The 13,924-nt window shown below is 64.8% G+C and carries 11 protein-coding genes; 1 reads left to right on the top strand and 10 read right to left on the bottom strand.

What is annotated here, in order from left to right:
- The first annotated feature begins 82 nt into the window (after positions 1 to 82).
- Positions 83 to 952, top strand: a complete 870-nt coding sequence (locus NLM25_RS06605) for an alpha/beta fold hydrolase (RefSeq protein ID WP_254136471.1) — start codon at positions 83 to 85, stop codon at positions 950 to 952.
- Positions 953 to 1,176: 224 nt separating this feature from the next.
- On the opposite strand, the gene ftsH is transcribed toward NLM25_RS06605, so the two are convergent.
- The 10 genes from ftsH to tolQ form a co-directional block, all read right to left on the bottom strand.
- Positions 1,177 to 3,099, bottom strand: a complete 1,923-nt coding sequence (gene ftsH, locus NLM25_RS06600; protein ID WP_008136887.1) for an ATP-dependent zinc metalloprotease FtsH — start codon at positions 3,097 to 3,099, stop codon at positions 1,177 to 1,179.
- 254 nt (positions 3,100 to 3,353) lie between these two features.
- Positions 3,354 to 4,463 (bottom strand): tRNA lysidine(34) synthetase TilS, encoded by a 1,110-nt coding sequence (gene tilS, locus NLM25_RS06595; protein WP_254136470.1) that lies wholly within the window; start codon positions 4,461 to 4,463, stop codon positions 3,354 to 3,356.
- A gap of 73 nt (positions 4,464 to 4,536) precedes the next feature.
- Complete coding sequence (gene ybgF / locus NLM25_RS06590; protein WP_254136469.1) at positions 4,537 to 5,580, bottom strand: tol-pal system protein YbgF; 1,044 nt, start codon at positions 5,578 to 5,580, stop codon at positions 4,537 to 4,539.
- A gap of 190 nt (positions 5,581 to 5,770) precedes the next feature.
- On the bottom strand, positions 5,771 to 6,259 hold the full coding sequence (gene pal, locus NLM25_RS06585) for a peptidoglycan-associated lipoprotein Pal (RefSeq protein WP_028152222.1): 489 nt from the start codon (positions 6,257 to 6,259) through the stop codon (positions 5,771 to 5,773).
- A gap of 292 nt (positions 6,260 to 6,551) precedes the next feature.
- Positions 6,552 to 7,277 (bottom strand): hypothetical protein, encoded by a 726-nt coding sequence (locus NLM25_RS06580; RefSeq protein WP_254116156.1) that lies wholly within the window; start codon positions 7,275 to 7,277, stop codon positions 6,552 to 6,554.
- 192 nt (positions 7,278 to 7,469) lie between these two features.
- Positions 7,470 to 9,803, bottom strand: a complete 2,334-nt coding sequence (locus NLM25_RS06575; protein ID WP_254116155.1) for a bifunctional diguanylate cyclase/phosphodiesterase — start codon at positions 9,801 to 9,803, stop codon at positions 7,470 to 7,472.
- Between the two features lie 246 nt (positions 9,804 to 10,049).
- Positions 10,050 to 11,411, bottom strand: coding sequence for a Tol-Pal system beta propeller repeat protein TolB (gene tolB, locus NLM25_RS06570; RefSeq protein WP_254116154.1), 1,362 nt, complete (start codon positions 11,409 to 11,411; stop codon positions 10,050 to 10,052).
- 23 nt (positions 11,412 to 11,434) lie between these two features.
- Positions 11,435 to 12,394, bottom strand: coding sequence for a cell envelope integrity protein TolA (locus tag NLM25_RS06565; protein WP_254116153.1), 960 nt, complete (start codon positions 12,392 to 12,394; stop codon positions 11,435 to 11,437).
- Positions 12,395 to 12,398: 4 nt separating this feature from the next.
- A complete protein-coding gene (gene tolR, locus NLM25_RS06560) occupies positions 12,399 to 12,851 on the bottom strand; it encodes a protein TolR (RefSeq protein ID WP_254116152.1) in 453 nt (150 codons plus the stop codon).
- A gap of 43 nt (positions 12,852 to 12,894) precedes the next feature.
- Positions 12,895 to 13,611 (bottom strand): protein TolQ, encoded by a 717-nt coding sequence (tolQ, locus tag NLM25_RS06555; protein WP_254116151.1) that lies wholly within the window; start codon positions 13,609 to 13,611, stop codon positions 12,895 to 12,897.
- Positions 13,612 to 13,924: the final 313 nt, after the last annotated feature.

Below are 13,924 nucleotides of genomic sequence, written 5' to 3'. Positions count from 1 at the left end.
GTCTTGGTGCAGCATCGTGTTGCGAGGTTACGCACCCGTACTACCATGCGGTAATGTCCTGTTGTCGAGCAGGAAGACGCATATGATGTTTCGCAATCTCTTCGTGGCGCTTCTCGTCACGGTCGCAATCGGCGCCGCGCATGCGGCGCCGCGATGGATGAGCCTGCCGCCGACGCCAACCTTGCCCAAGGCGGCGCAGAGCGGCCTCGCACCCGTCAATGGGGTGAAGATCTGGTACGCGGTCTACGGCCGCGGTGAGCCCGTCATCCTGCTGCATGGCGGCCTTGCCAATGCCAGCTACTGGGGCCACCAGGTCCGCGCGTTGCAGCGGCAGTACCAGGTCATCGTCATGGACAGCCGCGGGCATGGGCGCAGCAGCCGCAATCAGGAGCCCTACGGCTACGATCTGATGGCCTCGGACGTGGTCGCCCTGCTCGACCATCTCAAGATCAGGAAGGCCGCGATCGTCGGCTGGAGCGACGGCGCGATCATCGGGCTCGACATCGCCATGAAGCACCCGGAGCGTGTCAGCAGGCTGTTCGCCTTCGCGGCGAACTCGGATCCGTCGGGCGTTGCGGATATTGCGTCCAACGATGTCTTCAATGCCTACATCGCGAGGGCCGGCGAGGAGTACAAGCGCCTCTCGCCGACGCCGACCGAGTACAAGGGTTTCGTCGCGGAGATTACCAAGATGTGGGAGAGCCAGCCGAAATGGACGGCCTCGGATCTTGCGGCCATCAAGGTGCCGACCTGGATCGTGGACGGCGACCACGACGAAGCGATCAAGCGCGACAACACCGAGTTCATGGCCGCGAACATTCCCGGGGCCGGCCTGCTGATCCAGCCTGAGGTCAGTCACTTCTCGTTTTTGCAGGATCCCGAGCAGTTCAATGACGACGTGCTGCGTTTTCTCGGACGTCGCGGCGAGAGGGCTGGACCTGCGCCGAAGTGAGATATCGCAGGGTGGGCAAAGCGACAGCGTGCCCACCACTTCTGATGTGACTGCCGAGAGATGGTGGGCACGGCGCTATGCGCCTTTGCCCACCCTACGAGGCCGGTGCCACGTCATCACGAGCGCAGCTGCATCAACGTCGTCATTGCGAGCGCAAACCGCCATAGCCAACAAAAAACGCGGCGTTTCCGCCGCGTTTTTCGATTTCATCTGCCGCCCTGCCGTTACGCCTGCGGCTGCGGCTCCAGGCCGGGATCCGGATCGGGGCGCGGGCGCGACTTGCCGGCCGGGGGCACGGCGGAGGCGCGCGGCGTGGTCGGCTCGAGCACGGACTCGCGGTTCGGCTTCTTGCCCTTGAGCAGATCGACGATCTCGTCGCCGGAGAGCGTCTCGAACTCGAGCAGGCCCTTGGCGAGAGCTTCGAGATCGGCGCGCTTCTCGGTGAGAATGCGGGTCGCTTCGTTGTAGCCCTCTTCCACGAAACGCCGGATCTCGGTGTCGATCTTCTGAACCGTCGCTTCCGACGCGTTCTGGGTGCGCGACACCGACATGCCCAGGAAGACCTCGTCCTGGTTCTCGCCGTAGGACACGGTGCCGAGCGCCTCGGACAAGCCCCAGCGCGTCACCATCATGCGAGCCAGACGCGTGGCCTGCTCGATGTCGGAAGACGCACCTGACGTCACCTTCTCGCGGCCGAAGATCAGCTCTTCGGCAACGCGGCCACCCATCATGATGGCGAGCCGCGAGGTCATCTGCTCCAGAGACATCGACAGCTTGTCGCGCTCGGGCAGCTGCATGACCATGCCCAGCGCGCGGCCGCGCGGAATGATGGTCGCCTTGTGGATCGGATCGGTCGCGACGACGTTGAGGCCGACGATGGCGTGGCCGCCCTCGTGGTAGGCCGTCAGCAACTTTTCTTCTTCGGTCATGACGAGCGACTTGCGCTCGGCGCCCATCATCACCTTGTCTTTTGCTTCCTCGAACTCGGCCTGGGTCACCATCCGCTTGTTGCGGCGGGCAGCGGTCAGGGCGGCCTCGTTGACGAGGTTCATCAGGTCGGCGCCGGAGAAGCCCGGGGTGCCGCGCGCGATGGTCTTGAGGTTGATATCCGGCGCCAGCGGCACCTTGCGGACGTGAACCTTGAGGATCTGCTCGCGGCCGACGACGTCGGGATTGGGCACCACGACCTGACGATCGAAGCGGCCCGGACGCAGCAGCGCGGGATCGAGCACGTCGGGACGGTTGGTCGCGGCGATCAGGATCACGCCTTCGTTGGCCTCGAAGCCGTCCATCTCGACCAGCAACTGGTTCAGCGTCTGCTCGCGCTCGTCATTGCCGCCGCCGAGACCGGCGCCACGGTGACGACCGACCGCGTCGATTTCGTCGATGAAGATGATGCAGGGCGCGTTCTTCTTGGCCTGCTCGAACATGTCGCGGACGCGGCTCGCGCCGACGCCGACGAACATTTCGACGAAGTCCGAACCGGAAATGGTGAAGAACGGCACGTTGGCTTCGCCCGCGACCGCACGCGCGATCAGGGTCTTACCGGTACCGGGAGGACCGACCAGCAGCACGCCGCGCGGGATCCGGCCGCCGAGGCGCTGGAATTTGCCGGGGTCGCGGAGGAATTCGACGATCTCCTGGAGGTCCTGCTTGGCTTCGTCCACGCCGGCGACGTCCTCGAAGGTGACGCGGCCATGCGCTTCGGTGAGCATCTTCGCACGCGACTTGCCAAAGCCCATCGCCTTGCCGGCGCCGCCCTGCATCTGCCGCGACAGGAAGATCCAGACGCCGATCAGCGCGATGAAGGGCAGCCAGGAGACCAGCAGCGAGACGAACCACGGCACGTTGTCGCCGGGCGGCTTCGCGGTGATCTGGACCTTGCTGTCATAGAGGCGCTTCACCAGCGTCGGGTCGTTCGGCGCATAGGTCTGGAAGCTCGAGCCGTTGGTGAAGGTGCCGTGGATGTCCGGCCCCTGGATCACGACGTCGCGCACATTGCCGCGGTCAACTTCGCTCAGGAGCTGGGAGAAGGCGATGTCCTGCGAGGAGGCGCGCTGACCCGGATTCTGGAAGAGCGTGAACAACGCCAACAGCAGCAAGACAATGATGACCCAGAGGGCGAAATTGCGCAGATTGGCGTTCATCGATCTTCCTTCGTGGTCGCGCGGATCGCGGCCTGATCCTTGGGCAGTTAGCTGGGTGTGTACGAGGAAATCCCCAAGGAATCCTCTTGGTTAGACGCATACAATTTAGGTGCCGCCCCGGTCGCTGCCAAGGGAACGAGATGGGACTATTTATCCCATCTTAGGGCGATTCCGGCTGAAATAATGGCGACGTATCCGGGGTTTTTCCTGCCTGGTTAAGGTGGCCTGACGCCGTGCAGCGGAAACGACCGGTGTCATGATCCGCCTGTCACGTCCCCTCGACGTCCTGTTGGGGACCGCCGGGCCGGCGCCGGCACGATGTGGATACGCCCCCCCGCGAGGCTGATCAAGGCTCCGGCAAGGGTCTGCTTCAAGATCGCACGGCCATTTGCGGGTGCGCGGGGCTTTGCCGCCATGCCCTGATTCATGGCCTGATTCATGGCCTGATCGAGCGCGGCCGAGAGGGCCTCGACCTTGCCGAGTTCCGCCGGCCCCTCATGGCCGAGGGCATTGACGGCCCGCAGCAGCAGCCGCAGCCGGACCTCCTCCGGCAGATTGGCGAACGCCGAGGCCTCGAAGCTGCGAACGCCCGCCTGCGGCGCATCGCCGCGTGCCTGAAGCTGGAGGAAGCGTTCGGCGCCGTCGACCAGCACCTCGACCGCCGCATTGGCGCGCGAAAGCCGCGCCGCGAGCCGCGCCAGACTCCTGCTGTCGCCACCCTCGGCCGCGAGTTGCGGCAGCAGCGCGCGCAGCCGCGGCCGGGTGAAGGCGGTGTCGCGGTTGGTGGGGTCATCGGCAAAGCCGATCTTCGCCCGCTTCAGGGTCGCGATCAGCTGCGACTTCGGGACATCGAGCAGCGGGCGCACCAGCACGATGCCGTCGCGCTCCGTGAGGCGCGCCATCGCCGACAGCCCGGCAAGTCCGCTGCCGCGAACAAGGCGCATCAGCAGGGTCTCGGCCTGGTCGTCGCGGGTGTGGGCGGTCAGCACATGGCTCGCGCCGACGCTGCGCGCGGCTTGCGCAAGCAGGCGGTAGCGGGCTTCGCGTGCGGCCGCCGGCAATCCGGTCTTCGGCTTCGCGCCACGCCAGCGCAGCGTCCGGTGCGCCAGCCCGAGTTCAGCGGCCAGCCGCTTGACCTCGCGCGCCTCGCGCGTCGCCTCCGGGCGCAGGCCGTGATCGACGGTGGCGACGGTCAGTTGCGGACCGCGTGCAAGGCTGCGCTGCCAGCGCGCGGCGAGCCACATCAGCGCGACCGAGTCAGGCCCGCCGGACACCGCGAGCAGCAGAGCAGGCGCGCTTCTGAGCCCGGCGAAGAGCTGCTTCGCCGCGCGAGCGGAGATCGGAGAATTGTCGTCGTCTGACATGACGCGGCCCGGCAGAATGGCAGGCGCAATTTAGCGCAACGCCATTCGCGTTGTCAGGGACGATTGCCGCAGATCAGCACTTCACCCGCTTCTGCTCGCGATCGACCGCGGCTTTGACGCCGGCGGAGGCGCGCGGATATTTGCGGCCGACTTCGCCGAAGGCGGCGCAGGCGGCCTCCTTCTCCTTCAGCGCGGCCAGCGACTGGCCGAGCCGCAGCAGCGCATCCGGCGCCTTGCCGGACTTGTCGTACTTGGTGGTGACGGCAAGGAAGGCTTCCGCGGAGTCGCGGTATTGCTGGCGCTGGAAATAGCTCTCGCCGAGCCAGTATTGCGCGTCCCCGAGCAGCGGGTCGCTCGGATATTTCTGCGCAAAATTCTTCATGGTCTGCTCGGCCAGCGCATAGTCCTTGCGCTGCATGTAGCCGATGCCGAGGTCGAACTCGTCGCGCGGCGTTGCCGAGGGCGGCAGGGTGGTCAGACCGGCGCCGCCTGACGGCGCGGGATTCCCCTGTTGGGCGGGATAGGCCGGCTGCACGGGTGCTGCTGCCTGCGGGTAGCGGGGGCCGTTATTGGAGAGATCGAGCGGCTCGCCGTAGCCACGGCCGCCGGGCGCACCTGCCTGAGCGCCTGCCGGCATCGGCTGCTGCCCGCCACCGAGCGCGCGCGGCGCGCCCGGCGCATTCGGGTTCTGGTTCGGATCGAAGGAATCACCGCGGCGGCGTACGCCGGGCGCGCCGGGCGCCGGCTGCTCCTGAACGATCGGCGCGGGAGCAGCGATCTGCGGCTGCTCGTAGTTCGGCTGAGCCTGCTGCTGCTGGCGATAGGCCGGCGCAACCTGGGTCGGTGCGATCTGGGCTGGAGGCAGCGCCGAGACATTGGGCGCCTGTCCGGGCGCGCCCTGCGCGCCGCCCTCGAGCGCCCGCAGCCGCTCCTCGAGCTGGCGGTTGCGATATTGCAGCTCTTCGTTCTGGCCGGTGAGCTGACGCAGCTGGTTCTCCAGCCGCTCGATCCGCATCTCGGGGTCGGCATCGTCCGACTGCGCAAGTGCGGGCACGCACAAAGAGAGCAGCGCGGCGATCGCCACGGTGCCGGTAATTGCCTTGAATTTCGATGACATCTTGCCCTGACGACGAAAGCGACGTGGCGCACGGCGGATCGTTGGCCGCGGCCCACAATGAGGAAGGGAGTACGCCAAAACTGTGACTGCCACCAAGGGGTTTTAAGTCACGGATTGCTGAAACGAAACCGGCGCCCGAGAGGGCGCCGGCATAATCGGTTCCTGAAGATGAACGGCGCCTGACTGATCGTCAGGAGCTCGCGTTCAGCACGGTGACGGCGCGACGGTTCTGCGACCAGCAGGAGATGTCGTTACAGACGGCGACCGGCCGCTCCTTGCCGTAGGAGATCGTGCGCATGCGGTTCGGATCGATGCCGCGCGAGGCGAGGAACGAACGCACCGACTGGGCACGGCGGGCGCCGAGCGCGATGTTGTATTCGCGGGTGCCGCGCTCGTCGGCATGACCTTCGATGGTGAAGCTGTACTGCCGATAGTTCTGCAGCCACTGTGCCTGCTTCTCCAGGGTCACGATCGCCTGCGGCGTCAGATCGGTCTGGTCGCTCTCGAAGAACACGCGGTCGCCCACGTTCACGACGAAATCCTGCTGGCTGCCAGGCGTCGCAGCGTTGGCCATCGCATCCGTCGCTGCGTTCTTGTTCGCGCACGCGCCCATCGACAGCGCGATCGCGACCACCGCAGCCAGCTTCAATCCCTGGAGGATACGCATAGGATATTTCATTCCGGAGCCTCCACGCTCACGTTCGTCCACTGCTGTCCGGTCTACAGGGGGTTGGTTAAGCGAACGTTCCGTCAACCTTGATGGAACCTTGCCTCAGCCGGTCAAATGCCCCCAACCCGCGAAAAGCAACCGTCATGGTTAATGGGTTCTAAATGTGGCGCGAGGGTGAAGGCAAGCTGCGTGACCAGCAAAAACGCCGGTCTTTGCTGGAATTTTAGGCCCGAACGACGATGTGGGCGAACGGAGCCCCGGCCGAAAGGCGCGCGGCGGCTCGAGACCGTGACGGCGGGAATCAGACGTGCGCGGCTTCCGCCACCAGCACCGGCCGCTGCGGGACCTCGCGCTGCCCGCCGCGCCCGAACAGCATCCGCCGCTCGAAGGCGGTGGACCGCATGATCGGATAGCGCTCGAACACCTTCTTGCGGAAGGTCGGGAAATCCGCCGCCATCAATCCGAACGGTTTCGTCAGACCCGGAACCAGGCGGGGCTCGGCGATCGTCTCGTGCAGGAACACCCGGCGGTAAAACGCCTGATGCTCGGGACGCACGATGGCAAGGCCGAGGTCGGCATTGAAGTGCTCGCACGCCATGTAGGCAAGCCGGGTCGTCAGATAGGGCAATTCCGGAACCCGCTTCACCTGGTCGGGATCGGCGACAAAGCGGGTCGGGTCGATCATGACCTCGCCGCGATCGAGCCGCGGCATCAGGATCTCGGGGAAGACATCGGCCGAAGTGGACTCGCGCCATTCAGAGGTCAACACGCTGATGCGCACGGAGCTGCAGAGCTGGCCACGGAGATAGACGCCGAAGGTCCACGCGTTCGGCAGCTCGTCGTAGCGGTCGGTGACCCGGGCTTCCGCCGATTCCCTGACGGCGCCCTCGCGCAGATAGGCACGGTAGCGGAGGTTGTAAATTTCCTCCTTCTCCGCGGCCGTCTCCGCAAGGTGATAATCGACGTCGGTCAGGAGATCGGCTCCACGTCCAACAGCCGAAATGACAGATCTGGCTGAGGACTGCATTCCAACTCCTTACCCACCGCTCACGATGCGCGAGCCCCGGCCATTGCCGTCGGACAACTTGCGCGCGCGTGAGGATTCATTAACACCTCCTTAACAACGATGCAAAGCAATCGAGGCGATAGGGTTAATCTCCGTAGCACTACGGTAGGTCGGCAACTGCCTGAAACGACGGAAAATTTCTGGAGATGAGACTCAGGCGAAGGAGCGTGAGCTGACGACGTGAAGCAGGCTCTCGCCGCGCCGTCCATGCGAGGCGTTGAGGAGCTGGCGCATCCGCACGGCGGGCACCGGACGGCTGAACAGATAGCCTTGCGCCTCGGAGACGGTGCCGTCGGCGCTGATCAGCTCGAGCTGCTCGTTGGTCTCGATGCCCTCGACCACGACGGCCATGCCGAGATCGGCGGACAGCCGCGCCACGCCGCGCAGCAGCGTCAGCGGCCGGTCGGTGTCGATGCCCTCGAGGAAGGAGCGGTCGATCTTCACCTTCTGCATCGGGAAATTGTGCAGATAGCTGAGGCTGGAATAGCCGGTGCCGAAATCGTCGAGCGAGATGCGCACGCCGAGCGCATGCAGTTGCGACAGGGTGTCGTGGGTGAGCTGGGTGTTGCGCAGCAGCGAGGACTCGGTGATCTCGATCTCGAGGCGGTGCGCCGGCAGCCCTGAGACCTCGAGCGCGTAGCGGATTTCACTGAGCACGTCGCGCTGGTGGAATTGCTGCGGCGAGAAGTTGACGGCGACGCTGACGCCGTCGGGCCACTTCATGCATTCCATGCACGCGCGGCGCAGGATCCAGCGGCCGAGATCGACGATCAGCCCCATGTCCTCGGCGACCGGGATGATGTCGATCGGCGAGACCGTGCCGCGCACCGGATGATTCCAGCGCAGCAGCGCCTCGCAGGTGGTGATCTTGCCGGACTTCAGATTGACCAGCGGCTGGTAGAACAGCTCGAACTCCTCGTTCGCCAGCGCCTTGCGCAGGTCGAGCTCGAGGATGCGGCGGGCCTCGACGGTCGCCGCCATCTCGTCGCGGAAGAAGCAGAAGGTGCCGCGGCCGTCGGCCTTGGCACGGTAGAGCGCCATGTCGGCGTTCTTGAGCAGCGTGTCGGCGCTGACGTCGCCGTCCGGCGAGGTCAGCGCGATGCCGACGCTGGCGCCGATCTCGACCAGATGATTGTCGATGCGGTAGCGCTCGCTCAGCCGCTCGACGATGCGGCGTGCCAGGCTGGCTGCGTCCTCGGGCGAGGCGATGTTCTGCTGGAACACGACGAACTCGTCGCCGCCGAAGCGGGCGACGAAATCCTCGGGGCGCAGCATCTCGCGCAGGCGGTTGGCGACCGCGCACAGCAGCTGGTCGCCGCAGGGATGGCCGAGCGTGTCGTTGACCTGCTTGAACTGGTCGAGATCGACGAACAGCAGCGCGGAAGGGCGCTCGGCGTCGTGCGAGATCGCCAGCAGCCGTTCGATCTCGTCGCGGAAGCTGACGCGGTTGGGCAGCGCCGTGAGTTCGTCATAGCGGGCGAGATGGGTGATCCGGGCTTCGGCGTTGGTGCGTTCGGTGATGTCTTCCAGCAGCAGCACCGTGCCGCCGCCGGTCATCGGCTGGAACGTCCAGGCCAGCGCGCGGCCGCGCGCGGAATCCGGATCGGCGGTGACGATCTCGCGGATCCGCGCATGCTCGATCTCGGCCAGGATCTGCTTGCCGCTGTCCGCCGAGATGGAGCCTGCGGCGACACAGGCCGACACGATATCGGCGGCGGTGGCGCCGCGCTTGACCAGATCCTCGGGCAACGCCATCAGCTCGCCGAAGCGGTGGTTCATCACCGCGAGGCGCCCGTCGGCGCGAAACATGCACAGGCCATGCGGCATGTTGTTGAGCGCGGTGTCGAACTGGCTCGCCAGCGCGGATTCGCGAAAGCTCGAGGTCAGCGCCTTGACGAAGATCGCGTGCAGGGTGAGGTTGATGTTCTTCAGCCCGATGAAGAAGAACACGAGCAGGATGGCGAGCCCGATATGGTAGAAGCCGCCATGCAGCAGAAGCGCGAGCGACATCGGTCCGCAGGCGAGCGCGACGTGCCACTGGATCACCCGGGGCTGGCCGTAATTGCGGGCGGCGCCGCCGGCGGTGTAGCCGATGCCGATGGCGACACAGAGCATGTCGGCAACCGCATCCTCGTTGAGATAGATCACGACGAAGGCCCACACGCCGAGCACGGCCGCATAGCTCAGCGCGCCGAGCCAGTAGCGCGGCGCCAGGTGCCTGGCCTCGTCGAATGACAGCGCCTGCGTGCGGTTTTCGTATCGGCGCATCTGGAAGGCGCGCGCGGTGCCGATGGCGATCAGCAGGAACGCGATCGGCCATAGCCAGACGTCACCGGTCTTCAGCGCAGTCATGACCGCGGCCACGGCCGCGGAGGCCGAGCCGAGGAAGATCGCCCAGAAATTCTGCACCATAGAGTTGATGAGAGCGGCGTAGAGTATCGGCTCCAGCTCGTCTCGATCGCTCTGCTTCTGGTCGGCCAGCTGCATCGACTTGTTACGCGTCCTGTTTGGCGCGTACTTTTACCCAAACCAGATGAAGCCTTTCTGAGGGAACATCGTTAAAGTCGGGTTGTTTTTCGGCAATAGCGAACCTGTTTTTGCTGAAATATCAAGCAACTAGGCAAGCGTTGCCGGGCACAAGGTGAAGGAAAGCTTGCGTCCCGCAGGAAACCCGAAGAAATCGGCGCGTTTTTTCTAAACATCGCGCGTCTGAACGCGCGATGTTTTAGCGGCTCAGCCCGGTGTCGAGGACAGCAGCGGCGACCATGCCGGGTCGGAGGCGAAGCCCGGCGTCGGCACCTTGAGCTCGTTGCGGCCGGAGATGTCGACGGAGTACAGCGACGGTCCGCCGCTGCCGCCGGGATCGCGGAAGAACATCAGCACGCGGCCGTTCGGCGAGAAGGTCGGGCCTTCATTGTGATAGCCGGAGGTCAGGAGCCGTTCGCCGGACCCGTCCGGCTTCATGACGCCGATCGAGAACTGCCCGCCGCCCTGCCTGGTGAAGGCGATGTAGTCGCCGCGCGGCGACCACACCGGCGTCGAATAGGTGGCGTTGGTATCGTCCTTGGAGAAGGAGATGCGCTGCGCCGCCCCGCCGCCCGCCGCCATCACGTAGATCTGCGACCTGCCGCCGCGATCGGACTCGAAGCAGATGCGGGTGCCGTCGGGCGAGTAAGAAGGAGACGTGTCGATCGCCGGCGTGTCGGTAAGGCGCGTGGTCGAGCGCGAGCGCAGATCCATCACGAACAGGTTGGAATTGCCGCCCTGCTGGAGGCTCATGATGACGCGCTGGCCGTCCGGCGAGAAGCGCGGCGCAAAGGTCATGCCCGGAAAATTGCCGACGATCTCGCGCTGGCCGGTCTCGATGTTGAAGAGATATACCTTGGGATCGCCCTGACCGAACTCCATGTAGGTGATCTCTTGCGAGTTCGGCGAGAAGCGCGGCGTCAGCACGAGGTCGGAGCCGCGGGTCAGATAGCGCACGTTGGCGCCATCCTGATCCATCATCGCAAGCCGCTTGACGCGGCGCTCCTTCGGCCCGGTCTCGTCGACGAACACGACGCGGCTGTCGAAATAGCCCTTTTCGCCGGTCATCTGCTCGTAGATCTGGTCCGAGATGATGTGGGCGATGCGGCGCCAATATTCCGGCGAGGTGAAATATTGCTGTCCCGTGAGCTGCTGGCCGGTGACCACGTCCCAGAGGCGGAATTCGGCCTTGAGCCGGCCGTCCTGCTGCCGTGTCATACGGCCGGTGACCAGCGCCTGTGCGTTGAGGGTCTTCCAGTTCTGGAATTGCGGCGCGACGTCGATGTTGCTGATGCGCTCGATGAAGGCGGCCTGGTCGATCGGCGCAAACAGGCCCGAACGTTTCAGGTTGTTGGTGATGACCTGCGTGACGCCGTTGGCGACATCACCGTCGGACGGCGAGCCCGGCACGAAATTGGTGATCGCGATCGGGATCGGCCGAAATTCGGTGGGATCGATGCGAATTCGCGGCTGGCTCTGCGCGAAGGCATGTCCACCTCCGAGCATCGCGAGTGCCGATCCGGTAACGGTCATGAAGCGGCGGCGGGAGATCGATCGAGCGTCATTCATTGCAAAATTCTTTTGTTCGGATGTCACAACATGTCTTTCAGGCCAAAAGTCATCGGAATGAGCTTCCAGCTCTCGTACTGCTGCTTCGGCATGAACGAATAAACCTGACACTGCACAATGGCGCGCTTGGCGCTTTCGGCTATGGCCTGGGCAATCGACCGGGATGGTCCCCTCACCCCGACGATAATCGGTTCGGATGCGAGCGACCCGTCGATCTTCATGGGAATGTCGATGTCGGCTTCGTATTGATCGGCGTCCTGCCCGTTATAGGTCGGCGTGAAGCAGCGCTTGACCGCGCCCTGGAACGCACCTCGCCAGGTCGCGATGTTGTTGGCGGCAGTTCCGGTGGTCGATCCCAGCGAAGCCGACGCATTGAGGGTCGAGCCAGCGAGTTCGTGCCGGGTCGCAGCACGCTTGTCGAGATCGCGCTGAATCTGCGCGGGGTCGAAGCTGCGCTCCTTCGGCTTCGGCTGCTGCTGCGGCTGCACCGCCGCGACCTTCTGCTCCACCGGCTTCGGCGGCGGCTTCTTGGTCTCCAGCTTCTTCTGGAGTTCGGCGATCGGATCTTCCTTGGCCGGGTCAGGCTTCTTTTCCTGCGGCTTCGGCTCTTCCTTCGGCTTGGCCTCGGCGACCGGCTTCGGCGGCTCGGGCTTCTTCTCGACCGGCTTCTCGACGGGCTTTGGCGGCGGCTCCGGCTGCGAATTGGTCTTGATCAGCTCTTTCTTCTCGGTGACCTTGCCGACGGCGTCTTCCTCGGGCTTGGCTTCGGCGATCTTCTCGACCTTGGGCTTCGGCTCTTCCTTCTTACCGGTCTTCTGCCCCGACATCATCTGTGCGAGCTGGTCGGTGGAGATGATGTCGATCGGCAGCGACTCCTCCGGCGCGACGAAGGCCTTGCTGCTAAAGGTGACCAGCCCCCATCCAAGCACGAGGACGTGGAGAGCAATCGACGCAACCAGTGTCTTGTCGACGTTCACCTTCACTGGCCTACGACCCCTGATCCGCCTCGGTGACGAGCGCCAGCTTCTTGAAGCCTGCGCCGGACAACAGGCCCATGACCTTGGCTACCGTTCCGTAATCCGCCTTCTTGTCGGCACGCAGATAGATGCGCTCCTCGAGCCCGCCGCGCGCGTCCGTGATCGCCTTCAGCTTGGGCACCAGTTCGTTGATCGCGATCTCGGCGTCGTTGATGAACACCTTGCCCTTGATGTCGACCGACATCTGGATCGGCTTCTGGTCGTTGTTTTCGAGGCTCTTGGCCTGGGTCTGCGGCAGGTCGAGCGGCACGCCGACCGTCAACATTGGCGCGGACACCATGAAGATGATGAGCAGCACCAGCATGACGTCGACCATCGGCGTGACGTTGATCTCGGCCACGACCGGCTTGCGCCGGCCACGGCGTCCGCCGCCTCCGGACGAACTCGCTACGTTCATCGCCATGATCGAGTGCCCAAATTGCCCTTCACACTATACATGCCGTCCGTCAGCCCCGCTCGTCGATCTGACGCGACAGGATGGCTGAAAATTCATCGGCGAAGCCCTCGAGCCGCTGGGCCTGCCGGTTCACCTCGGAAGTGAACTTATTGTAGAAAATAGTGGCAGGAATGGCAGCGATAAGGCCGACAGCGGTCGCAAACAGCGCTTCCGCAATACCAGGGGCCACCACCGCCAGGGAGGTATTTTTCGATGCCGCGATCGACTGGAAGCTCGACATGATGCCCCAGACCGTGCCGAACAGGCCGACGAAGGGGCCGGCGGAGCCGACGGTCGCGAGCACCAGCAGCCGGCGTTCCAGCCGCTCGACCTCGCGCGCGATCGAGACGTTCATGACCTTGTCGATGCGCATCTGAAGGCCCGCGACCGAGCGCGCGTGGCTCTCGAACGAGCGCTTCCACTCACGCATCGCGGCGACGAAGCAGGCCGCCATGGAATGCGTCGGTTTCGCAGAGAGCGTGCGATAAAGCTCCTCGATCGACTCGCCCGACCAGAACGCCTGCTCGAAGCGGTCCATCGAACGGCGGGTGCGCGCATAGAGGAAGATCTTGTCGATCGCGATGGCCCAGACCCAGACCGAGCAGGCCAGAAGGCCCAGCATGACCCCCTTCACGATCCAGTGAGCCTGCCAGAACAGCGCGATCAGCGACACGTCCGCAGAAGCGGCAACCGGAAGGGCTGACTGAGCCACGTCGGCCGGATTCATAAGCAGTATCCTCTCAAGGCGATCGTTATCCGATGTTCCGCGGCAGCAAATGGCTGCCGGTTCCCCTAACAGCCGCGCTAGAACCGGCGCGGCCGGCAAGCCCGCTCAAAGCCTTGTCTTTCTGGGGTGCAGGGGCTCGTCCAAAGCCGGCCGCCTGCATTCCCTGCCAAGATGTCAAAACTATGGGCCTCGGCCCCAGGCCTTGACTTCGGGCTCCGGGCACGCCTGTCCACGCTTACCAGAGCCCGCCGATGGTTAATGCGGGGTTACCGGCGGCGAATTTGGCTGCGGGAAAGGTAGGCGGTGCAGGGGG

Source organism: Bradyrhizobium sp. CCGB01 (assembly GCF_024199795.1).
In the GTDB taxonomy this organism is placed as follows: domain Bacteria; phylum Pseudomonadota; class Alphaproteobacteria; order Rhizobiales; family Xanthobacteraceae; genus Bradyrhizobium.
The sequence above is the reverse complement of the archived record's forward strand: the minus strand, read 5'-3'. Positions and strand labels throughout refer to the sequence as shown.

Bases quoted from the DNA above. Each gene is read 5' to 3' on its own strand.
- NLM25_RS06605 (WP_254136471.1), top strand. From the start codon at position 83: ATGATGTTTCGCAATCTCTTCGTGGCGCTTCTCGTCACGGTCGCAATC.
- ftsH (WP_008136887.1), bottom strand. From the start codon at position 3,099: ATGAACGCCAATCTGCGCAATTTCGCCCTCTGGGTCATCATTGTCTTG.
- tilS (WP_254136470.1), bottom strand. From the start codon at position 4,463: ATGTCAGACGACGACAATTCTCCGATCTCCGCTCGCGCGGCGAAGCAG.
- ybgF (WP_254136469.1), bottom strand. From the start codon at position 5,580: ATGTCATCGAAATTCAAGGCAATTACCGGCACCGTGGCGATCGCCGCG.
- pal (WP_028152222.1), bottom strand. From the start codon at position 6,259: ATGAAATATCCTATGCGTATCCTCCAGGGATTGAAGCTGGCTGCGGTG.
- NLM25_RS06580 (WP_254116156.1), bottom strand. From the start codon at position 7,277: ATGCAGTCCTCAGCCAGATCTGTCATTTCGGCTGTTGGACGTGGAGCC.
- NLM25_RS06575 (WP_254116155.1), bottom strand. From the start codon at position 9,803: ATGCAGCTGGCCGACCAGAAGCAGAGCGATCGAGACGAGCTGGAGCCG.
- tolB (WP_254116154.1), bottom strand. From the start codon at position 11,411: ATGAATGACGCTCGATCGATCTCCCGCCGCCGCTTCATGACCGTTACC.
- tolR (WP_254116152.1), bottom strand. From the start codon at position 12,851: ATGGCGATGAACGTAGCGAGTTCGTCCGGAGGCGGCGGACGCCGTGGC.
- tolQ (WP_254116151.1), bottom strand. From the start codon at position 13,611: ATGAATCCGGCCGACGTGGCTCAGTCAGCCCTTCCGGTTGCCGCTTCT.